The 21042-nt window shown below is 36.5% G+C and carries 24 protein-coding genes, 2 riboswitches and 1 other annotated feature; of the genes, 22 read left to right on the top strand and 2 right to left on the bottom strand.

Annotated elements, in window-relative coordinates; all coding sequences use genetic code 11:
• Window position 1: 1 nt before the first annotated feature.
• The 10 genes from hisD (at window position 2) to MKX66_RS12550 (ending at window position 6966) form a co-directional block, all read left to right on the top strand.
• On the top strand, window positions 2-1291 hold the full coding sequence (gene hisD, locus MKX66_RS12595) for a histidinol dehydrogenase (RefSeq protein WP_341086305.1): 1290 nt from the start codon (window positions 2-4) through the stop codon (window positions 1289-1291).
• The gene (gene hisB, locus MKX66_RS12590; RefSeq protein ID WP_002030662.1) at window positions 1291-1875 is read left to right on the top strand and encodes an imidazoleglycerol-phosphate dehydratase HisB; all 585 of its coding nucleotides are present in this window, start codon (window positions 1291-1293) and stop codon (window positions 1873-1875) included. The genes hisD and hisB overlap by 1 nt, the downstream gene beginning before the upstream one ends.
• Entirely contained in the window at window positions 1876-2505 is a 630-nt protein-coding gene (gene hisH, locus MKX66_RS12585; protein ID WP_002011707.1) for an imidazole glycerol phosphate synthase subunit HisH, read from the top strand.
• Window positions 2478-3197, top strand: a complete 720-nt coding sequence (gene hisA / locus MKX66_RS12580; RefSeq protein WP_215590982.1) for a 1-(5-phosphoribosyl)-5-[(5-phosphoribosylamino)methylideneamino]imidazole-4-carboxamide isomerase — start codon at window positions 2478-2480, stop codon at window positions 3195-3197. The genes hisH and hisA overlap by 28 nt, the downstream gene beginning before the upstream one ends.
• Window positions 3191-3949 (top strand): imidazole glycerol phosphate synthase subunit HisF, encoded by a 759-nt coding sequence (hisF, locus tag MKX66_RS12575; protein WP_215587512.1) that lies wholly within the window; start codon window positions 3191-3193, stop codon window positions 3947-3949. Before hisA ends, hisF begins: the two co-directional genes overlap by 7 nt.
• Window positions 3946-4251 carry a phosphoribosyl-AMP cyclohydrolase gene (hisI, locus tag MKX66_RS12570; protein WP_002086731.1) on the top strand — a complete coding sequence of 102 codons (306 nt, stop codon included), beginning with the start codon at window positions 3946-3948 and terminating at the stop codon, window positions 4249-4251. The genes hisF and hisI overlap by 4 nt, the downstream gene beginning before the upstream one ends.
• A 10-nt stretch (window positions 4252-4261) precedes the next feature.
• On the top strand, window positions 4262-4585 hold the full coding sequence (gene hisE / locus MKX66_RS12565) for a phosphoribosyl-ATP diphosphatase (protein ID WP_002011702.1): 324 nt from the start codon (window positions 4262-4264) through the stop codon (window positions 4583-4585).
• Window positions 4586-4597: 12 nt separating this feature from the next.
• A complete protein-coding gene (locus MKX66_RS12560) occupies window positions 4598-5617 on the top strand; it encodes a histidinol phosphate phosphatase domain-containing protein (protein WP_002011701.1) in 1020 nt (339 codons plus the stop codon).
• 68 nt (window positions 5618-5685) lie between these two features.
• Entirely contained in the window at window positions 5686-5850 is a 165-nt protein-coding gene (locus MKX66_RS12555) for a YozQ family protein (protein ID WP_341086302.1), read from the top strand.
• A gap of 135 nt (window positions 5851-5985) precedes the next feature.
• Window positions 5986-6966: a 2-hydroxyacid dehydrogenase family protein gene (locus MKX66_RS12550; protein WP_080448125.1), complete on the top strand. Its 981-nt coding sequence runs from the start codon at window positions 5986-5988 to the stop codon at window positions 6964-6966.
• A 32-nt stretch (window positions 6967-6998) separates the two neighbouring features.
• On the opposite strand, the gene pssA is transcribed toward MKX66_RS12550, so the two are convergent.
• Together pssA and MKX66_RS12540 are read right to left on the bottom strand one after the other, a co-directional pair.
• A complete protein-coding gene (gene pssA / locus MKX66_RS12545) occupies window positions 6999-7700 on the bottom strand; it encodes a CDP-diacylglycerol--serine O-phosphatidyltransferase (RefSeq protein WP_002011698.1) in 702 nt (233 codons plus the stop codon).
• A gap of 182 nt (window positions 7701-7882) precedes the next feature.
• The gene (locus MKX66_RS12540) at window positions 7883-9769 is read right to left on the bottom strand and encodes an LTA synthase family protein (RefSeq protein ID WP_002086724.1); all 1887 of its coding nucleotides are present in this window, start codon (window positions 9767-9769) and stop codon (window positions 7883-7885) included.
• A gap of 253 nt (window positions 9770-10022) precedes the next feature.
• On the opposite strand from MKX66_RS12540, the gene MKX66_RS12535 reads away from it, so the two are divergent.
• From MKX66_RS12535 to MKX66_RS12480, 12 genes are all read left to right on the top strand, one after another.
• On the top strand, window positions 10023-10418 hold the full coding sequence (locus MKX66_RS12535) for a DUF3888 domain-containing protein (protein ID WP_185949916.1): 396 nt from the start codon (window positions 10023-10025) through the stop codon (window positions 10416-10418).
• An 89-nt stretch (window positions 10419-10507) separates the two neighbouring features.
• A riboswitch (Lysine riboswitch) is annotated at window positions 10508-10689 on the top strand.
• Between the two features lie 180 nt (window positions 10690-10869).
• Window positions 10870-12186, top strand: a complete 1317-nt coding sequence (gene lysA / locus MKX66_RS12530; protein WP_002011695.1) for a diaminopimelate decarboxylase — start codon at window positions 10870-10872, stop codon at window positions 12184-12186.
• A gap of 117 nt (window positions 12187-12303) precedes the next feature.
• Window positions 12304-12412: riboswitch (SAM riboswitch) on the top strand.
• A gap of 72 nt (window positions 12413-12484) precedes the next feature.
• Window positions 12485-12628 (top strand): YezD family protein, encoded by a 144-nt coding sequence (locus MKX66_RS12525; RefSeq protein ID WP_000116159.1) that lies wholly within the window; start codon window positions 12485-12487, stop codon window positions 12626-12628.
• Between the two features lie 87 nt (window positions 12629-12715).
• A complete protein-coding gene (locus MKX66_RS12520) occupies window positions 12716-13420 on the top strand; it encodes a phosphoadenylyl-sulfate reductase (RefSeq protein ID WP_341086297.1) in 705 nt (234 codons plus the stop codon).
• Window positions 13421-13459: 39 nt separating this feature from the next.
• Window positions 13460-14596, top strand: a complete 1137-nt coding sequence (sat, locus tag MKX66_RS12515; protein WP_341086296.1) for a sulfate adenylyltransferase — start codon at window positions 13460-13462, stop codon at window positions 14594-14596.
• 12 nt (window positions 14597-14608) lie between these two features.
• Window positions 14609-15202: an adenylyl-sulfate kinase gene (cysC, locus tag MKX66_RS12510; RefSeq protein ID WP_061675107.1), complete on the top strand. Its 594-nt coding sequence runs from the start codon at window positions 14609-14611 to the stop codon at window positions 15200-15202.
• Window positions 15203-15213: 11 nt separating this feature from the next.
• Window positions 15214-16836 carry a nitrite/sulfite reductase gene (locus MKX66_RS12505; RefSeq protein WP_341086295.1) on the top strand — a complete coding sequence of 541 codons (1623 nt, stop codon included), beginning with the start codon at window positions 15214-15216 and terminating at the stop codon, window positions 16834-16836.
• A gap of 10 nt (window positions 16837-16846) precedes the next feature.
• Window positions 16847-17047 (top strand): DUF3906 family protein, encoded by a 201-nt coding sequence (locus MKX66_RS12500; protein WP_000366913.1) that lies wholly within the window; start codon window positions 16847-16849, stop codon window positions 17045-17047.
• An 84-nt stretch (window positions 17048-17131) separates the two neighbouring features.
• Window positions 17132-17908, top strand: a complete 777-nt coding sequence (gene cobA, locus MKX66_RS12495; protein ID WP_002030683.1) for a uroporphyrinogen-III C-methyltransferase — start codon at window positions 17132-17134, stop codon at window positions 17906-17908.
• A gap of 1 nt (window position 17909) precedes the next feature.
• Complete coding sequence (locus MKX66_RS12490; RefSeq protein WP_341086294.1) at window positions 17910-18662, top strand: sirohydrochlorin chelatase; 753 nt, start codon at window positions 17910-17912, stop codon at window positions 18660-18662.
• Window positions 18637-19254 (top strand): NAD(P)-binding protein, encoded by a 618-nt coding sequence (locus MKX66_RS12485; RefSeq protein WP_002166092.1) that lies wholly within the window; start codon window positions 18637-18639, stop codon window positions 19252-19254. The genes MKX66_RS12490 and MKX66_RS12485 overlap by 26 nt, the downstream gene beginning before the upstream one ends.
• A gap of 61 nt (window positions 19255-19315) precedes the next feature.
• Window positions 19316-19562: a binding site (T-box leader), on the top strand.
• Between the two features lie 111 nt (window positions 19563-19673).
• On the top strand, window positions 19674-21029 hold the full coding sequence (locus MKX66_RS12480) for a sodium-dependent transporter (protein ID WP_002140989.1): 1356 nt from the start codon (window positions 19674-19676) through the stop codon (window positions 21027-21029).
• Window positions 21030-21042: the final 13 nt, after the last annotated feature.

Here is a 21042-nt window from a genome sequence, read left to right as displayed (position 1 = left end):
AATGGAGATAGTTTTTGAAGATTTCCAAGAGGCTTTATCGAAAATAAAATCGCTACGAGAAAGCGCTAATATAATAGAAGAAACTGTTCAAAGAAGTGTAAGTGAAATTGTTCAAAACGTAAGGGAGAGTAAAGATGAGGCTTTATCGTTCTATACAAAAAAGTTTGATGGTGTAGAGACAAAAGATTTTCGTGTAAGTGAGGAAGAAATAAAACAAGCAAGTAAGTTTGTAGAACAAGCTTTTTTAGAAGCGTTAAAAGAGGCGCAGAAAAATATTATCTCGTATCACGAAAAGCAAAAAAGACAATCTATGTTTGATTGCGTGAGTGAAGGGGTAATTAGAGGGCAGCTTATTCGTCCGTTAGAAAATGTAGGTGTATATGTGCCGGGCGGGACTGCTTCGTATCCTTCATCAGTATTAATGAATGTATTGCCAGCAAAACTCGCAGGAGTGAAAAAAATTGTAATGGTAACACCGCCGAAGCAAGGAGGAATTGATCCGCATATTTTAGCTGCTGCAAGTCTTGCAGGTGTAGATGAAATATATATGGCCGGTGGTGCTCAAGTAATTGCTGCTCTAGCATATGGAACGGAATCGATTCCTAAAGTAGATAAAATAGTTGGACCAGGGAATTTATATGTCGCGCTAGCGAAGCGAGAAGTATATGGGATAGTCAATATCGATATGATTGCTGGACCATCAGAAATTGTAGTTATCGCAGATGAAACAGGAAATGCCGAATATATTGCTGCTGATTTATTATCACAGGCAGAACATGACGAGAGGGCAACAGCTATTTGTATTACAACAAATATAAAGCTTGCTAAAGAAGTAGAAAGAGAAATAGAAAGACAGCTAGAGACGTTGCCTAGAAGTGAAATCGCTCGTGAATCCATAAAAAGAAATGGAGCAATTTTTATTGTCCCTTCTTTAGAAGAGGCGTTTCATTTATCAAATGAAATCGCTCCAGAACATTTAGAGTTACACATAAAAGAGCCAATGAATGCTCTAGCTTATGTAAAGCATGCGGGATCAATTTTTCTTGGGCCATATGCACCTGAACCGCTCGGAGATTATTTGGCGGGGCCGAATCACGTATTACCGACAAGTGGAACGGCAAGATTTTTTTCTCCGTTATCCGTCGATGATTTCGTAAAAAAATCAAGCTTCGTTTCGTATACGGAAGAAGCGTTAAGAAGTGTACAGCATCATATTGTAGAACTTGCAAATAAAGAAGGTTTACATGCACACGCAAGAGCAATCCAAATTAGGTTTAAGGAGGAAGAATAATGCGCGAGTCTAGTCAAGTACGTGAGACGACGGAAACAAAAATTAAATTAAGTTTGCAACTTGATGAAAGTACGAATGTTTCTGTGCAAACAGGAGTTGGATTTTTTGATCATATGCTAACTTTATTTGCTAGACACGGAAGATTTGGTTTGCAAATTGAAGCTGAAGGTGATGTATTCGTTGATGCTCATCATACGGTTGAAGATGTTGGAATTGTACTCGGAACTTGCTTGAAAGAATCATTGCAAAATAAAGAAGGGATTAACCGTTACGGCTCAGCGTATGTACCGATGGATGAATCTTTAGGATTTGTCGCGATTGATATAAGCGGGCGCTCATATATTGTATTTCAAGGTGAATTAACAAATCCGAAGCTAGGGGATTTTGACACAGAATTAACGGAAGAATTTTTTAGAGCAGTGGCTCATGCTGCAAATATTACGTTACATGCTCGCATTTTATACGGAAGCAATACACATCACAAAATTGAAGCTTTATTTAAAGCGTTCGGTCGAGCGCTTAGAGAGGCAGTCGATAAAAATGCCAATATTAATGGTGTAAATTCAACGAAAGGGATGTTGTAATTGATTGCAATTATAGATTATGGAATGGGAAATATTCGTAGTGTGGAACAAGCATTAAAATATATTGGAACAGAGTACATCATAACGGATGATAAAAAAGAAATATTGAGAAGTGATGGAGTTATTTTACCAGGAGTAGGCACATTTCCGAAAGCGATGGGCGTTTTAGAAGAAAAAGATTTAGTATGTGTGCTAAAAGAAGTTGGGAGCTTAGGAAAACCGCTTCTGGGTATTTGCTTAGGAATGCAGCTTTTATTTGAAAAAAGTGAGGAACTACAAAATTGTAACGGATTAAATTTATTGCCAGGTGTTATTCGAAAGTTAAAAGTTCCTTATAAAATTCCACATATGGGGTGGAATGAATTAAAAAAAGAAGGAGAAATATCGCTTTGGAATGGAGTAGAGGACGGTTCTTTCGTATATTATGTCCACTCTTATTATGCAGATTGTCCGAATGAAATTGTGTATGGGGCAAGTGAATATGGTGTGAAAGTACCTGGTTTTGTAGCAAAAGGAAATATATTTGGCGCACAGTTTCATCCTGAAAAAAGTGGGGAAATTGGGATGCGAATGTTAAAAAATTTCAAAGGGGTGGTAGAAGCATGGAAATCTTCCCAGCTATCGATTTAAAAGAAGGACGATGCGTCAGGCTTTATCAAGGAGAGTTTAGTAAAGAAACGGTGATGAATGAAGATCCAGTCGCACAAGCAATCATATTTGAAAAACTTGGAGCGAAAATACTACACGTTGTTGATTTAGATGGAGCAATTGTTGGGGAGTCAGTAAATTTACCTGTCATTGAAAAAATATGCAAGGCGGTACGTATTCCGGTGCAAATTGGAGGAGGAGTTCGGTCACTCGCGGCAGTGGAGAAGTTGTTGTCAGTAGGTGTAGAAAAAGTGATATTAGGAACGGCTGCCCTTTACGATAAATCATTTTTAGAAGAAGCGGTTCGTCTATATAAGGAGCAAATCATAGTTGGAATTGATGCGAAAAAAGGTTTCGTAGCAACGAGGGGCTGGTTAGATGTGTCTGAAATTTCGTACATCGATTTAGCGAAGCAAATGGAAAGTGTAGGTGTTCAAACGATTGTGTTTACGGACATTTCAAAAGATGGGACACTTGCAGGACCAAATTTTGAGCAATTAGAGTTACTGCAAAAAAGCGTGGGTATTCGTGTGATTGCATCTGGAGGTGTCGCATCTATTCAAGATGTGAAAAGATTAAATGATATGAACATATATGGCGTCATTATTGGGAAGGCACTTTACGAGAAAACGATTGATTTAGAAAAAGTGTTACAGGTAACAAAACTATGTTAGCAAAACGAATTATTCCATGTCTAGATGTGAAAGAAGGGCGGGTAGTAAAGGGTGTGAATTTTATAGGGTTACAAGACGTCGGTAATCCTGTTGAAATAGCCGCATTATATAATGATGCGGGAGCAGATGAAATCGTATTTTTAGACATCACTGCGACGCATGAAGGGCGAAAAACGATTATAGATGTTGTAGAACAAACAGCCTCAAAGGTGTTTATTCCTCTTACAGTTGGCGGGGGGATTTCAAGTGTTAAAGATATGTACAATTTACTAAGAGCTGGAGCAGATAAAGTTTCAATAAACTCAGCGGCAGTGAGAAATCCGAAGTTAATCCAGGAAGGTGCGGAACATTTTGGCTCACAATGTATTGTCGTAGCAATTGATGCTAGAAAAGTAGAGGAAGATAAATGGAATGTATACGTGAACGGCGGAAGAGTCGATACAGGGATGGATGCAATCGAATGGGCGAAGCGCGTTGCCCAGCTCGGGGCAGGAGAAATTTTGTTGACGAGTATGGATGCAGATGGAACGAAAAACGGATATGATCTTCGTTTAACAGGAGCAATTTCAAACAGCGTTTCTGTTCCAGTAATCGCATCAGGTGGATGTGGTCATGTGGATCACATTATAGAAGTATTTCAAAAGACAACAGTTGATGCAGCATTAGCGGCATCAATCTTTCATTATGGTGAAGCGACTGTACAAGATGTAAAGAGAAAATTAAGAGAAGCAAACGTTGAGGTGCGGTTATGAAACCTAATTTTGCAAAAGGATTGATACCAGCTGTTGTTATCGAGGAAGATACGAAAGAAGTTTTAATGTTAGCTTATATGAATGAAGAAGCGTATGACAAGACGCTGGAAACGAAAAGAACATGGTTTTATTCCCGTTCGAGACAATCGTTATGGAATAAAGGAGGTACATCGGGAAATGTCCAATATGTGCAATCACTTTATTTAGACTGTGATCAAGATGCAATCGTTGTTGTCGTAAAGCAAGTAGGGCCTGCTTGCCATACGGGAGAAAAAACGTGTTTTCACTACAAAATTATATAGGGGGATACATATGGAAGATATCCTTAAGTTATTATTTGAAACAATTGAAGAACGAAAGAAAAATCCACTCTCTGAATCATATACGAATTATTTATTTTCAAAAGGTGAAGATAAAATTTTAAAGAAAATTGGTGAGGAGTGCACCGAAGTAATTATTGCGTCTAAAAATAATGATAAAGAAGAAATAGTAAAAGAAATGGTTGATGTGTTCTATCACTGTTTTGTTCTATTAGCCGAAAAAAATATTCCATTAGAAGATGTCATGCAAGAAGTGAAAGAAAGAAATGGAAAGCTTTCGCGAGTAGGGGACAGAAGAGAAATAGATACATTATAAGGGGGAATATGGATGAAAGTGGACTATCACATTCATTTAGAAGAAGGACCATATTCAATAGGGTGGCTAGCTAAAATAAATGATGCGCTACAATATTTTGAACCGCTTAAAGAAGAAAAACATTCTATGGAATGGCTTATGAAAACACAAGAACGCCTGCAAAGACGTGTGAAGGAAGGTCCATTTACAGCGAAATGGATTGATTTATATTTAGAAGAAGCTGTGCGAAAAGGTATAAAAGAAGTTGGTATTGTCGATCATTTATATCGTTTTCATGAAGCGAAAGGATATTATGAAAAGTATGTAGATATTAGTGATTCTAGGCTTGGTCGCCTGCAAAAAGAATGGTTAGATCAAGTAAGAGTAACGTCTATTTATGATTTTACAAAGGCGATTGAAGAGGCAAAAGAGCGATGGAGTAAACGAGGGATAACGCTCAAACTTGGAATTGAAGCGGATTATTTTATCGGGGGTGAACAAGAGTTAAAAGGTTTACTAGCATTAGGAGACTTTGATTATGTAATCGGTTCGGTCCATTTTATAGATGGATGGGGATTTGATAATCCAGATACGAAAGAGTATTTTGGTACGCATGAGTTACATACTTTATATCACACGTTTTTCGCTACAGTTGAAAGTGCTGTTCGTTCCGAGCTTTTTGATATTATAGCTCACCTCGATAACATAAAAGTATTTAATTACCGGTTAGATGAGAATGAACAGCTTTCTTATTATAAGGAAATTGCTCGTGCGTTAGTGGAAACAAATACAGCAACAGAAATAAATGCGGGATTGTACTATCGATATCCTGTGCGCGAAATGTGCCCAAGTCCGCTTTATTTACAAGTATTAGCTAAGCATGGAGTTCCGATTACTCTATCCTCAGATGCCCATTATCCGAATGATTTAGGAAAGTATGTGGAAGAGAATATAAAGACATTACGCAATCATGATATTTCTCACATAGCTACATTTACGAAACGAGTAAGAACGATGAGATTGCTTGAAGAAGAAGTAATAATTTCAAAATGAAACACGATTTTTTGATGAAAATCACCCTTTTTGTTCAAAATAAGAAAGAATGAAAAGGAGGATGAAAAATGGTGAAACAACAAAATAAACAAAACGTACAAGCGGCAGATCAAGCCTATACTTCTGAAACAAATAATACTGCTAACTCAATTATTGAGGAACAAATTAGCGATACAGTTGCAGAAGGAACAATCGATGCGAAGCTTGGGAAAGAATCGCAAGAAAAAGCGTAAAAAGAGGGGAGAGTTGCATCTCCTCTTTTTTTATGGAAAAGTGTCGATTTTCAAAACTATAATCAAATTTCTTGGTTTTTATATGTAGATTTCTTACAATGAAATATAAGAAATATCATATTTTGTATAGAAGAGGTGTTAGTAGTGGCGAAAATATTAGTAGCAGGGAAAATTCCAGAAATCGGATTAAAATTATTGAAAAATCATGATGTAGAAATGTACAATAAAGAAGAATTAATTAGTGTAGAAGAGTTAGCAGAACGTGTAAAAGATAAAGATGCACTTTTAAGCTTACTTTCTACGAAGGTATCGAAAGAGGTTATTGACGCAGCACCAAACTTGAAAATTATCGCAAATTATGGTGCTGGTTACGATAATATTGATTACACATATGCAGGAGAAAAAGGAATTGCGGTAACGAATACACCGAAAGTATCAACTGAAGCGACAGCAGAATTAACATTTGCACTTCTTTTAGCAGCTGCACGTAGAATTCCTGAAGGTGATACGTTATGTCGTACAACTGGATTTAACGGATGGGCACCGTTATTCTTCTTGGGCCGCGAAGTACACGGTAAGACAATCGGAATTATTGGCCTTGGAGAAATCGGGAAGGCAGTTGCAAAGCGTGCGAGAGCATTTGGAATGAATGTTTTATATACAGGACCAAATCGAAAGCCTGAAGCTGAAAGTGAACTGGAAGCGACATACGTAACGTTGGAAGAATTATTACAAACAGCGGACTTTATTACAATTAACTGTGCTTATAATCCGAAATTACATCATATGATTGATGAAGAACAGTTTAAAATGATGAAGAAAACAGCATATATTATAAATGCTTCACGTGGACCAATTATGAATGAATCAGCACTTGCTCATGCACTAAAAACGAATGAAATTGAAGGTGCAGCTCTTGACGTATTTGAATTTGAACCGAAAATTACAGAAGAGCTAAAAGGATTAAAGAATGTAGTACTTGCTCCTCACGTAGGAAATGCAACATTCGAAACACGTGATGCAATGGCTGAAATGGCAGTAAGAAATATTTTAGCTGTATTAAATGGTGAAGAACCTGTAACACCTGTAAATCAAAAAGTATTAGTTACAAAATAAAAAAGAAACCTTCCGAAATACGGAAGGTTTTTTTATTTTTCTTTATTCGCTTTTTTAGAAGGTCTTTGTCTAATAAATTGAGATAACATATACAAAATGTATAGTGGAATGGCAATGAATAAGAAAACAGAAATGTTGCCAAAACTTGTTTGGTACATTGTGATAATAATTCCAACTAAAAATAGTGTAATAATTATGCTATATCGTGGAATTGGTACATCTTTTAAACTTGGGATACGAACACGGCTCACCATTAAAAATGCGAACGTTACAAATACGGTAATGAGAACAATTTTTGGAATGGTATGTGAAAATAATGTTAAGAAAGCAACAAGCCCTCCTGCTGCAGTAATCGGAACTCCAGTGAAATATTTCATAGAAGTAGAAGATGGTGTTACATTAAATCGTGCTAAGCGATATGCTCCGAACAGAGGGAATAATCCCGCTATGTATAGTCCAATGATTCCATAGTTGGAAAAAGATGTGTAATACATTAAAACAGCAGGTGCTGCGCCAAATGTTACAACATCCGCGAGTGAATCAAGCTCTTTTCCCATTTGTGAATCAACGCGTAATAAACGAGCGACACGACCATCAAGACTATCTAACATCATCCCGATCAGTACTAAAATAGCAGCTGATTTATAATATCCTAAAGATGCATAGCCGATTGACAAAAATCCGCTATATAAATTCCCGAGCGTAAATAAGTTTGGAATAGCTGCTCTATACAAAATCTGATCCCTTGCTTTCTGTTATAAATTCTTAATTAGTGTATGAAAGTTTACTTATTTTATCATACCATAAATTTCTTTCTCAGACGAAAAAAATTCCCAATTTGTGAAAGATTGTATAGAAGAGAAATTTGAAAAATAAGTAAAAAAAGGAAGCAACTTTTGTAAAGTTGCTTCCTACACTATTCAAATTTCGTTGTCATCGTTCCGGTTTTATATCGATTGTTAGGATCAAAGCGTAATAAATCTCCATAAATGAGTTTGTCGGATAATTTTAATTCTGTTTTTGCTTTTTCAATATAAGGCTGACATAGTGTTAAATCAGCTTCTTCACCTGTGCTTCTTTTATAGCACATATTTTTTGTATAAACATAATCTTCCGAAACAAAACTGCCGTCCCGCATTACCATAAGAGGGTCTTTTTCTTTCGTAAATAAGTCTGTTCCAAATTCTACGGATTGATTTGTTTTAATACCAAGTAAATGAAGTAACGTTGGTTTAATATCAATTTGACCAGATACTTTAGAGATGACTTTTCCTTCTTGGCCAGGCACATGAATAATGAGAGGGACGCGTTGTAATTGCATAGAATCAAACGGTGTAATAGCGTCTTTCCCAAGGAACTGAGCCATAGCTGCATTATGGTTTTCAGAAATGCCGTAATGATCACCATAAATGACAATAACGGAATTATCATATAGTCCTTCGTCTTTCAATTGTTTAATAAATAATTTAAGAGCTTCATCCGTGTAACGAACGGTTGGGAAGTAGCGATTTAAAACACCACTTTCGGAATTAAATTCATCAACATATTGATCTTCTGGATTTAGAAGAAATGGAAAATGGTTTGTTAACGTAATAAATTTTGTATAGAACGGTTGTGGTAAAGATTTTAACTTTGGAATAGATTGCTCAAAGAACTCTTTATCTTTTAATCCCCAACCGACAGACATTTGTTCCGTTCCTACGTAATCATTTAAATTAAAGTAACGATCATATCCAAGCGCAGGATACATTACGTCACGATTCCAAAACGTTTTATCGTTTGAATGGAAGACAGCAGAAGAATATCCGTATTTCTTTAATTGTTCTGGTGTGGCAGTGTATTCATTTGTTGCATGAGTAAAGAATACAGAACCACGGTCTAACGGATAAAGGGAATTTTCAACGATAAATTCAGCATCAGAAGTTTTACCTTGTCCCGTTTGATGATAGAAGTTATCGAAATAAAAACTATCTTTAATAAACTCATTTAAAAATGGAGTAATCTCTTTTCCATTTATTTTTTTATTAATAACAAAACTTTGTGTAGATTCCATTGAAATTAAAATTACATTTTTACCCTTTGCAGCTCCAAATAAGTTTTTATCAACTTGTTTATCTTTTGAGTCTGTATAGTTTTTAATTTCAGAGAACCCGTCTCCACTTGCAAATACACGCTCAGCTGAAGACTTAGATTGAAGTGTAATATCAAATAGATGATATGTGTATAACCCTAAATTTTTCACGACAGTTTGACGATCAAATGAGCGTGAGAACATTTGTGGTTTATATATAACTGAAACAACAATTTGTAGTGCTAATAATACTGTTACGCCGCTAAAGAAAGTTCGCTTCTCAGAGCGAGAAAGGGGTGTTTTATCACCAAATGATGGGAATTTACGCGAAATAAACATTAAAATAATTGCGTCTGCAAATAAAAGTAATGTTTTATACGTAAAGAGTTCTTTTATACTCGTCCCTAAGTCAGCCATATTATTTGTTTGGAATAAAACAGGGAAAGTAACAAAATCGTTATAGAACCCGTAAAACATTGCATTTCCAAATAAAATAAATGACAGTATAAAACTAATTACAATAATAATTCGGTTTCGGTACTTAGATGCAAGTAAAGCGAAACCAAAAAATAAAAGTAACGAAGCTAGTGGGTTAATAAAAAGCATAAACTCTTCAAAGAAGTTATCAATTCTAATATCAAATGCTAGCTTGTACACAATATATGTTTTTATCCATAATAAAACGACTGCAACTAGTGCAAATCGCAGTTTTGGAAACAGATTTTGTAGCATAATATACTCCTCTCCTAAAAGCATGACGGTTCTTGTGAGCCGGTTTGATTAGCGCCTCATTTTATATATACGAACAGTCCTTTGTTATTATGTTTATTATACTATGAGTATCATTATACGAAAATAAAAGAGAGTTGTGGGCTTTTTTATAATAATTGAGTAGAAAAAGGGCAGTGGGAGACAATAAAACGGAGTTTCTATGTATGATAATTATCGTGCGCAAAAAGAATCGAGTAATAAAACGGAGGTTATAATGCGAAAATTATTATATTTTATAGTATGCAGTAGTGTTATACTTTTTGCTTTACCGAGTGTGTCGGTAGCACAATATGATGCACCCCTTATGGAAGATGCCCTTTATTCTGTTTTATTTCCAAAAATAAATAAGGCAATTGAAAAACAATATGGGAGCTTGAAGCCTTATCAATGTCCTAAAATTATTAGTTTAAAAAAAGTGTATAGTGGTACATATTTATTTCAAGCGAGTATTGAAGTAACGAAGTATGAACAGGTTGGTGGGAAAATTGTTCCACCATTTGAGAAGGTAACGATTACATTTAATAACGAAGAGGGCGAATGGGAAGTGACAAAGGTTTCAGTAAAGCGCTTACCAAATGATACAAAATTAAACTGTAAAAAAACAATATAAAAAATTGTTTGACAAATAAAATGGTCCTTTGGTATTGTTAATAGCAACAATTAGATGTTTGAAAATTAAATAGACTTACCTCATCTACTCTCAAAGGTAGAGGCCGCGATAGGAAAGAGTAAGCTATGGGAGATTTAATGGAATCTGTGATCATAGGTTGAAAGGGACTATTGCCGAAATATAAGAATAACCATCTTATTCATATATTGGGACTGCATTGAATAAATGTAGTACTGTCATAAGATTTATTTTATGAAGAGCTATTTGGAGATGTTGATGCGGTTTCTTATTTTGAGGAGATAACAACTCGTTTATTTTTTCAATATATATTTTTCCTAATAAGAAACGCGTGTGAACATTGTTCCGCGCGTTTTTTGTCTATCTAAAAGCGTGCTGCAATGAATAGAAGATTGGGGTTATGAGTTTTAGAGGAAATAAGGGAGGAATTTAAATGTATTTACACGGCACAAGCCGAATCAATGGGCAAGGACACTTAGAAATTGGTGGGTGCGATACGACGCAGCTAGCAAAACAATACGGAACACCACTTTATGTATACGATGAAGAGTCTATTCGAGGAAAGTGCCGCGCGTTTCATCGTGCTTTTAAAGAAAGTGGTTTCTCTTATCAAGTAGCATATGCAAGCAAGGCGTTCTTGTGCATGGAGATGTGCCGAGTAGCTCGTGAAGAGAATATGTCTTTAGATGTTGTTTCTGGAGGAGAATTATATACTGCGCTCCAAGCTGGTTTTCCGGCATCGCGTATTCATTTTCACGGAAATAATAAAACAGAAGAAGAAATGATTATGGCTCTTCAGGCGAATATCGGTTGTTTTGTAGTAGATAATTTCTTAGAATTAGAAATCTTACATGATTTAGCAATGCAACATGGGAAATTTGTGAACATATTAATCCGTGTAACGCCTGGAGTAGAGGCACATACACACGAATATATAACAACAGGTCAAGAGGATTCGAAATTTGGATTTGGTGTTTCAAATGGTCAAGCGATGCAAGCAATTGAGCTTGCCTTGCAAAAATCAAATTATAATGTGCTAGGAATTCACTCGCACATCGGATCACAAATATTTGAAACGGCTGGATTTGTTCGAGCAATTGAAGTACTCCGCCAATTTTTAGAAGAAGTGAGAGAGCGAACACATTATGTGATGAAAGTATTAAATGTGGGCGGAGGTTTCGGTATACGTTATACGGATTCAGATACACCGTTAACACTTGAAACGTATGTGCACGCTGTAACAAGTACGATAAGAGAGCAGTTTACATTATGTGAATATCCGCTTCCAGAAATATGGATTGAACCAGGTCGTAGTATCGTAGGTGATGCTGGAACAACACTTTATACAGTCGGAGCGGTGAAAGAGATTCCTGGCATTCGGAAATATGTTTCAGTCGATGGTGGAATGACAGATAATTTAAGACCAGCTCTATACGGAGCCCGTTATGAGGCGATGTTGGCGAATCGAGGGAATGATAAGAATGAGGAACTCGTTTCGATTGCTGGGAAATGCTGTGAAAGTGGAGATATGCTGATTTGGGATATTAACTTACCGCAAGTTGCTTCTTCTGATTTACTAGCAATTTCTTGCACGGGGGCATATGGGTACTCGATGGCGAATAATTATAATCGTATTCGTAGACCAGCTGTCGTCTTTGCAAAGGGCGGGACGTCACAAATTGTCGTAGAACGTGAAACATATGAAAATATCATTGGGAACGATCGCATACGTATTAAAGAGCTGGTGTGAATGAGAAAGAAGGAGTTGTCTAGTAAAGGCAACTCCTTTTAAAAAAAGAAAAATAATTAAATATATCGGAAAACTAGGATTGAAAAAAATCAGAATTGTGATAAAATACAAATACAAAGCTTATCAAGAGAAGCTGAGGGAACTGGCCCTACGAAGCTCGGCAACCTGCTTATAGAAAGCAAGGTGCTAAATCCAGCAAAATGGAATCCATTTTGAAAGATAAGGTAAAATATATTACCGAACAGTCTTTTCGAAATGGGAAAGATTTTTTTTATGAATAAAAAGGGGGGCTGTTTGCGTGAGCGTACGGGAGCATTTTGATGAAGTATCTGAGAAAATTCAAGCGATGCTTGCTGATATGAAATATGGTTCCATTACAATTGTTGTGCAAGATGGAAAAGTGATTCAATTAGAAAAAAGTGAAAAGGTTCGTTTAAAGTAAAAAGCGCTGACTAGAAAAACTAGAGGCGGTTTTAATCTATTTTTAATAGGTTAAAGCCGTCTTTTTGCTTTTACAGGGGGAAAAAACATGTTGACGTACGAAACGTGGAAAGAAAATAGTGTTTCATTTTCTGAAGAAGATGAAACGAAAGGCGCGCTATCGGTATTAAGTTGGGCTTATTACGAATATAAAGATGAAATTGTATATGCATGTAGCTTTGGGGTGGAGGGAATGGTTTTATTGCATCTTATAAACCAAGTAAATCCATCTGCTAAAGTTGTATTTTTGGATACAAATGTTCATTTTCAAGAAACGTACGAATTAATTAAGAAGGTACGCGAGAGATTTCCTTCATTAAATATTATAGAAAAACAGCCAGAACTTACACTCGATGAACAAGCGAAGCTTCATGGAGAGAAGTTATGGGAAAGTAATCCGAATCTTTGCTGTAGTATTAGAAAAATTTTACCGTTAGAAAAATCATTAGCAGCGGAAAAAGCGTGGATATCAGGCTTAAGAAGGGAACAATCAGAAACGCGTAAGCATACACAGTTTATAAATCAAGATCGTCGTTTTCAATCTATTAAAGTTTGTCCGCTCATTCATTGGACTTGGAAAGAAGTTTGGCGATATGTATATAAACATAGTTTGCCGTATAACCCATTGCATGATGTTGGCTATCCGAGTATTGGGTGTGAGAAATGTACATTACCTGTAGGTGATGGTGGCAACTCAAGAGATGGAAGATGGGCTGGGAAAATGAAGACGGAATGTGGCCTTCACTTTCAATGAGATAGATTTTGAAATAAAGCTAAGAAGGGATATAAGAAGATGAGTACAACAAATGAATTAGTAAACCGCATTGATGAAACATATGAAATATCGAACATTGTAAAGGAAATCGAGATAGACAAAATTGCACTTAGTGATTTAGAACTTTTGGCGACAGGAGGATATAGCCCTCTTACAGGATTTTTAGGGAAGAGAGATTATGATTCAGTAGTAGAAACGCTTCGTTTAGCAAATGGTAGCGTATGGAGTATACCGATTACACTACCGGTAACAGAAGAAGTAGCCGAGAAACTGCAGGCTGGAGAGGAAGTAAAACTTGTCAACGCAGGAAATGTATATGGTGTTATTCAAATAGAAGATATTTTTGTACCAGATAAAGAAAAAGAAGCGTTACTTGTATATAAAACGACGGATGAAGCACATCCAGGTGTGAAAAAATTATATGAACGACCAAACGTTTACGTTGGAGGAGCTATTATTCTTACAAAACGCTTTGGAAATAATCCGTTTCCTTCTTATCATTTAGAGCCAATTGAAACGAGAGAAGAATTTAAAAAACGCGGTTGGAAAACAGTAGTTGGATTTCAAACGAGAAACCCAGTACATCGTGCCCATGAGTATATTCAAAAATCTGCCCTTGAAATTGTAGATGGTCTCTTTTTAAATCCGCTCGTTGGGGAAACGAAGTCAGATGATATTCCTGCTGATGTAAGGATGGAAAGCTATGAAGTATTACTTCAAAACTATTATCCGAAAGATCGTGTCTTTTTAGGTGTATTTCCTGCAGCAATGCGTTACGCAGGACCAAGGGAAGCGATATTTCATGCACTAGTAAGAAAGAACTTTGGTTGTACCCACTTTATTGTAGGGCGTGATCATGCTGGGGTAGGGGACTATTACGGAACATATGAAGCGCAGGAAATCTTTACGAATTTTACAGTAGAAGAGTTAGGGATTACGCCGTTATTTTTTGAACATAGTTTTTACTGCACGAAATGTGAAGCAATGGCTTCAACGAAAACATGTCCGCATGGAAAAGAAGACCGTGTCATTTTATCGGGTACGAAAGTACGAGAAATGTTAAGGAATGGTGAGATTCCGCCAAGTGCATTTAGTCGTAAAGAAGTAGTGGAAGTGCTAATTAAAGGTTTGAAAAAAGAAGTAGTAACAGAATAGGGAGAGAATGAGATGGATACGAATATTACTTGGCATACAGCTTCTGTTTCAAAAGATGAGAGAAGAGTGAAGAATGGGCATCACAGTTTTGTAGTTTGGTTTACTGGTTTATCAGCTTCGGGCAAATCTACAGTAGCGAATGCGGTTGCTCGTAAACTATTTGAAAAGAATATAGGAAATTATGTGCTAGATGGGGATAACATTCGGCACGGTTTAAATAAAGACTTAGGTTTTTCTGAAAGTGATCGTATAGAAAATATAAGACGTATTGGCGAAGTGGCGAAGCTATTTGTAGATCAAGGTACTGTTGTCCTTACAGCGTTTATTTCACCATTTCAAGTAGATCGAAAACAAGTTAGGGATTTATTAGCGGCAGATGAGTTTATAGAAGTGTTTGTAAAATGTCCAATTGAAGAGTGTGAAAAACGTGATCCAAAAGGGTTATACAAAAAAGCGAGACAAGGTGATATTAAAGAGTTTACTGGTGTTGATTCACCGTATGAGGAACCAAAACAAGCAGAATTAATTGTAGAAACGCACAAGTATTCTATTGAAGAATGTGCAGAACAAATCGTGAAATACTTACAAGAGCGTAGTTTTATATAGGGGGATTAAAAATGACTTATGAAAAAGTATGGGCAAATAATGAAAAATTGAATCCGTCCGAGAAAAAGAAATTAGAAAAAGATGGATTAGAAATTTTTAATGATATTCCTTACTATGCGGAGAATGGATTTGAATCTATTCCGAAAGAAGAGTGGGACGCTTTTAAATGGGCAGGATTGTATTTGCAAAGACCAAAAGAAGCGGGCTATTTTATGATGCGTGTCAACATTCCTTCTGGAATTATTACAAATGCGCAGGCAGAGGTGCTGGCTTCCATTGCTGAAGATTATGGGCGTGATGTGTTAGATATTACGACAAGACAGGCGATTCAGTTTCATTGGTTAGAAATTGGGCAAATTCCGGATATTTTTAAGAGGTTAGCTAGAGTTGGTTTATCTTCAGCGGGGGCATGCGGTGATATTACGCGTAATATCACAGGAAATCCACTTGCTGGAATTGATGCGAATGAACTATTTGATACAACATCGATTGTTAAAGAAACATACGATTACTTCCAACATAATGAAGAGTTTTCTAATCTACCACGTAAATTCAAAATGTCTATTAGTTCTAACATTTATAATTCAGCAAATGCAGAGATTAACTGTGTGGCGTTTACACCTGCTACGAAAGAAATAAATGGTGAGGAAAAGGTTGGGTTTCATATAAAAATAGGCGGAGGATTATCAGCTCGTCCGTACTTAGCGGAAGAATTAGATGTATTCGTTTTACCAGAAGAAGTGAAGGCAGTGTCGATTGCAATTGCTACTATATTCCGTGATTTTGGATATCGTGAAAAACGCCACTTAGCACGTTTGAAATTTCTTGTCGCTGACTGGGGCGCTGAGAAATTTAAAGAGAAACTAGTAGAATACACAGGCCCATTGCAAAGTAAAGGGGAAAGTGCTCTCAAAGGCTGGAATGCAGGATACTTTTATGGCGTTCAAGATCAAAAACAAGCAGGATTAAAGTATGTCGGCTTTAATGTACCAGTAGGGCGTTTACACGCAGAGGAAATGTTTGAGATTGCAAGAATTGCAAAGAAATATGGAAACGGGCAAATTCGAACTTGTAACTCTCAAAACTTCATTATTCCGAATATTCCGCCAGAAAATGTTGCAGGATTATTAAGTGAACCGTTGTTTGAAGCAATTTCAGCAAATCCGAAATCGTTTATCGGTCATGCGGTTTCATGTACTGGCATTGAGTATTGCAATCTTGCGTTAGTAGAAACGAAAGAAAGATTACGCAAAATCGCAGAGTACTTAGATACACAAATTGCACTCGATGTTCCAGTTCGAATTCATATGGTAGGATGCCCGAACTCATGTGGTCAACGTCAAATTGCTGATATTGGTTTGCAAGGGATAAAACTGAAAACGAAGGAAAAGGGAATCGTTGAGGCGTTTGAAATATATGTGGGCGGAACACTATTAGACGGAGGAGCATATAACGAAAAGTTAAAAGGGAAAATAGATGGAGAAGATTTGCCGGATGTTCTCGTGTCCTTTTTAAGTTATTTCCAAAAGAATAAATTACTAGCCGAAACGTTTTATGATTTCGTAGGACGTGTTGGAGTGGAAGAATTACAAATTGTACTAAATCGTGTATTAGAAGAAGTAATAGCATCTTAGGAGGGGCAATATGGACTTATATCGATTTGAAGCTGTATTAGTAAATAGTATTGTTCCAATTGTTGTCGTTGCTCAGAGTGAAGAACAGGCATTTAAGCTTGCGGAAATTGAGCTTGAAAAACATTTTTTACCGTTACCAGAAGTGAAAGAGATTTCTTTGTTTGAAAAAAAGAAGATTCGAAAAGGGGCGGCATTTGTTATTCATGAGTAGAGAACATGTAATACGAAATAATAGTAACTTCCATTCGTGATGAAGAGTGGAAGTTTCATTTTATAGTAGAAATGAGGAGAGATTATGGGGAAGGTTTATATCGTCGGGGCGGGTCCTGGTGATCCGGATTTAATTACTGTTAAAGGGTTGAGATGCATCGAGAAGGCTGATGTTATATTGTACGACCGTCTCGTAAATAAAGAATTGCTTTCTCATGCAAAGCCTGAAGCGGATTTAATTTATTGCGGGAAACTCCCAAATTATCACACGATGAAGCAAGAGACAATTAACACATTTCTTATTAAATATGCGAAAAAAGGAAAAGTTGTAACGAGACTTAAGGGCGGAGATCCATTTGTATTTGGAAGAGGTGGAGAAGAAGCTGAAGCGTTAGCGAAGCAAAGTATCCCATTTGAAATTATTCCTGGTATTTCAGCTGGTATAGCTGCTCCTGCTTATGCTGGAATTCCAGTAACGCATCGCGATGCAAGTGCAAGTTTTGCTGTTGTGACAGGGCACCGGAAAGAAGGGGCTGAAGAGGAAGTGAAGTGGGAAAGTTTAGCGAAAGGTGTAGATACATTAGCGGTCTATATGGGGGTTAGTAATTTACCTTACATATGTGAACAACTAATAAAACATGGAAAAGATCAAAGTACACCTGCCGCTATCATTGAGTGGGGAACGACATCTATGCAGCGTACTGTTACAGCGACGTTAGGAACAATTGTAGATGTTGCCAAAAAAGAACGAATTCAAAATCCGAGTATGATTGTTATTGGAGAAGTTGTCCGTTTTAGAGAAAAGATACATTGGTTTGAGAAACAAACGGAAAATGCATATCAAGTAAGCGGAGTATTGTAAAATGAAGGCTGTTATATATATATGTCATGGAAGCCGTTTGAAAGCAGCAAAAGAAGAAGCGGTTGCATTTATTACGTCATGTATGAACCGTGTAGAGGCAAATATTCAAGAAATTTGTTTTTTAGAGCTAGCGAATCCTTCTATTGAAGAAGGATTTCGTACATGTGTGAAGCGTGGTGCTACAGAGATTGTCGCTATTCCTGTTTTTTTATTAGCGGCAGGACATGTAAAGAAAGATATTCCGCTTGAATTACGAAAGTTAAACGAGGAATATCCGGATATCAAAATAGTGTATGGTAATCCATTTGGTGTATCAGAAGTGCTTGTAAAAGCGGTATATAACGGAAGTGGTATTAAAGACTATAAGGAAGAAGTAACACTTTTGCTCGTTGCAAGAGGGAGTAGTGATCCGGAAACTTTACAAGACATAAAGTGGATTTCTTCTTTATTTCAAAAAGAAGAGAACATTAAAGAGGTGGAAGTTTGTTATTTAGCAGCCGCAGAGCCGAAGTTTGATGAGAGGTTGAAAGAAATTGTAGAACAAAAAGAACGGAACATTGTTGTGTTACCTTACTTATTATTTACAGGCTTACTCATGAAACATGTTGAGAAAGAAGTGCGTCAATATGAGTCGGAAGAGATAAAAATAAGTCCCTATTTAGGAAAGAATGTAGCGTTTCGAGAGATGTTAATTCAGAATACAGAGGAAATATTGAAGGGAGATCAATATGTATCCACTTACAGTGCGAGTTGATAAGAAACGTGTTGTTGTCATTGGTGGAGGGAAAGTAGCGGGGTTTAAAATTATTCCTTTACTAAAACAAGGTGCGGATATTGTTGTAGTAAGTACAGAATTAGATGCAAATTTAGTGAAGCTTGTAGAAGAAAAGCAAATTCGTTGGTATCAAAGAGAGTATGAGAAAAGTGATATTAAAGATGCTTTTTTAGTAGTTGCAGCGACTAGTGATTCGGTACTAAATGAACAAATTGCTGAAGATGCCGCAGTGAATCAATTGGTAAATGTTATTACGAATCCGGAAAGTGGAAATGTTCATTTTCCGGCGGCAATTCATCGTGGACTACTTAATGTAGCTGTTTCTACTGGAGGGGCAAGTCCGAAACTTGCAAAAAAGATTCGTGATGATATCGCAAATAAATATGATGAGAAGTATGAATCGTATCTTGATTTTTTATATGAAGTTAGACTAAAAGTGAAAGAATTACAAGTAGAGAAAAGGCAAAAAAATATATTGTTACAAGAAGTATTAAAGTCGATATATGTTCAAAGTGAACAAAAAAGAGAGCTTTTTTTACAAGAATTAGAGAGGGGAATTTATATAGGATAGTGAGTGAATTGTGCTTTACAAATATAAAAATATAATTTATAATCACAAGTAACTTCAAAAGATGAAATCGATGAGCAAGAAGAGTACGTATATTTGATGCGTTTAGAGAGCTGGGGTAAGGTGTGAGCCCGGTACGATAAAATATACAGAATGGGCTTGCGAGAGGTATGCTGAACATTGCAGTAGGCAACCCGGGTTCCGCCGTTAAAAGGATAGGGTATCGGAATTTTCCTGTACCTGAACAAGTGGGATTTATTGATCCAATTGAGGTGGTACCACGGTATTCTATTACATATATCGTCCTCTACATGCATATTTGCGTGTAGGGGACTTTTTTATTTTCTAAAGGAGGTGTGCGAGTATGAAATGAAAGTGTATAATTAATAAAAGTTATAATATTCAGAAAAGGAGAATTTATGATGAAAGAAACACAGCAATGGACGTCGAAAATTGGCTTTGTACTCGCAGCAGCCGGAGCCGCAGTAGGTCTTGGTGCAATATGGAAGTTTCCATATGTTGCAGGTAATGGTGGAGGAGGCGCATTCTTCCTTGTATTCTTACTATTAACTTTATTTATTGGTATGCCTCTTCTTTTAGCTGAATTTGTTATTGGCCGTAGTACTCAAAAAGAGGCCGTTACAGCTTATAAAGTATTAGTACCGAATAGCAAGTTATATCCTTGGATTGGTCGTATGGGGGTTGTTACTTGTTTTAGCGTACTATCTTTTTATAGTGTTGTAGGTGGATGGATTTTACTTTATTTATACTATAGTGTCACAGGTAGTTTCTGGAACGGAGTAGTCGATTATGGACAATTGTTTGCTGAAACAATTTCAAATCCAGTAAGTGCGATTGGGGCGCAATTCATCTTTATGCTTTGTACCATTTTTGTTGTTAGTAAAGGTGTGGAAAAAGGCATAGAAAAAGCAAGTAAGTACATGATGCCGTTATTATTCATTTTATTTATTGCTATCATTATTCGTGCGTTAACACTTGATGGTGCTATGGCTGGGGTAGAGTTCTTCTTAAAACCAGATTTTTCAAAGCTTACAGCAGATACGATTTTATATGCGATGGGACAATCTTTCTTCTCACTAACGGTAGGTGCCTCGGTAATGGTAACGTATAGTTCGTATTTAAAGAAAGAAGAGCATTTAGCTAAATCAGCAACATCTATTGTAAGTTTAACTGTATTTATTACAGTACTTGCAGGATTAGCGATTTTTCCAGCGATTTTCGCATTAGGAGTTAAACCGACAGAAGGACCAGGACTACTGTTTATCGTTCTTCCTGCTGTCTTTGCAAAAATTCCATTTGGACAATTTTTCTTCATTATGTTTTTAGTTTTATTCTTCTTTGCGACTTTAACATCTGCGATTTCAATGCTTGAAATTGTAGTAGCATCTGTTGCGAAAGATAATGAGAAGAAGCGTCCATCGGCTTCGTTATTAATTGGTATTCTTATTTTTGCAGTTGGAATTCCATCAGCGTTATCGTTTGGAATTATGAGTGATGTAAAAATATTTGGTAAGACATTCTTTGATTTCGTCGATTTTTCGGTAAGTAATGTATTACTGCCACTCGGAGTACTAGCCATTTCGCTATTCGTACCAAATAAAATGAGTAAAGAGCTATTAATGAAAGAATTAGAAGTTACGGAAACGAAAGGGAAAACATTGTTTAATATTTGGTTCTTCTTGCTTCGTTATGTTATTCCGGTAACTGTAATTATCGTATTTTTAAATGCGATAGGTGTATTTAAAATGTTTGCATAATAAAAAGACGGAG

It is taken from the genome of Bacillus sp. FSL R9-9530, from assembly GCF_038008145.1.
Classification (GTDB): domain Bacteria; phylum Bacillota; class Bacilli; order Bacillales; family Bacillaceae_G; genus Bacillus_A; species Bacillus_A mycoides.
The sequence above is the reverse complement of the archived record's forward strand: the minus strand, read 5'-3'. Positions and strand labels throughout refer to the sequence as shown.

Coding starts and splice junctions, on each gene's coding strand:
- MKX66_RS12490 (WP_341086294.1), top strand. CDS start 17,910: ATGAAGGCTGTTATATATATATGTCATGGAAGCCGTTTGAAAGCAGCA.
- MKX66_RS12555 (WP_341086302.1), top strand. CDS start 5,686: ATGGTGAAACAACAAAATAAACAAAACGTACAAGCGGCAGATCAAGCC.
- cobA (WP_002030683.1), top strand. CDS start 17,132: ATGGGGAAGGTTTATATCGTCGGGGCGGGTCCTGGTGATCCGGATTTA.
- MKX66_RS12520 (WP_341086297.1), top strand. CDS start 12,716: ATGTTGACGTACGAAACGTGGAAAGAAAATAGTGTTTCATTTTCTGAA.
- hisE (WP_002011702.1), top strand. CDS start 4,262: ATGGAAGATATCCTTAAGTTATTATTTGAAACAATTGAAGAACGAAAG.
- sat (WP_341086296.1), top strand. CDS start 13,460: ATGAGTACAACAAATGAATTAGTAAACCGCATTGATGAAACATATGAA.
- cysC (WP_061675107.1), top strand. CDS start 14,609: ATGGATACGAATATTACTTGGCATACAGCTTCTGTTTCAAAAGATGAG.
- hisF (WP_215587512.1), top strand. CDS start 3,191: ATGTTAGCAAAACGAATTATTCCATGTCTAGATGTGAAAGAAGGGCGG.
- hisB (WP_002030662.1), top strand. CDS start 1,291: ATGCGCGAGTCTAGTCAAGTACGTGAGACGACGGAAACAAAAATTAAA.
- MKX66_RS12505 (WP_341086295.1), top strand. CDS start 15,214: ATGACTTATGAAAAAGTATGGGCAAATAATGAAAAATTGAATCCGTCC.
- hisI (WP_002086731.1), top strand. CDS start 3,946: ATGAAACCTAATTTTGCAAAAGGATTGATACCAGCTGTTGTTATCGAG.
- MKX66_RS12500 (WP_000366913.1), top strand. CDS start 16,847: ATGGACTTATATCGATTTGAAGCTGTATTAGTAAATAGTATTGTTCCA.
- MKX66_RS12480 (WP_002140989.1), top strand. CDS start 19,674: ATGAAAGAAACACAGCAATGGACGTCGAAAATTGGCTTTGTACTCGCA.
- lysA (WP_002011695.1), top strand. CDS start 10,870: ATGTATTTACACGGCACAAGCCGAATCAATGGGCAAGGACACTTAGAA.
- hisA (WP_215590982.1), top strand. CDS start 2,478: ATGGAAATCTTCCCAGCTATCGATTTAAAAGAAGGACGATGCGTCAGG.
- MKX66_RS12540 (WP_002086724.1), bottom strand. CDS start 9,769: ATGCTACAAAATCTGTTTCCAAAACTGCGATTTGCACTAGTTGCAGTC.
- MKX66_RS12485 (WP_002166092.1), top strand. CDS start 18,637: ATGTATCCACTTACAGTGCGAGTTGATAAGAAACGTGTTGTTGTCATT.
- hisD (WP_341086305.1), top strand. CDS start 2: ATGGAGATAGTTTTTGAAGATTTCCAAGAGGCTTTATCGAAAATAAAA.
- MKX66_RS12535 (WP_185949916.1), top strand. CDS start 10,023: ATGCGAAAATTATTATATTTTATAGTATGCAGTAGTGTTATACTTTTT.
- MKX66_RS12560 (WP_002011701.1), top strand. CDS start 4,598: ATGAAAGTGGACTATCACATTCATTTAGAAGAAGGACCATATTCAATA.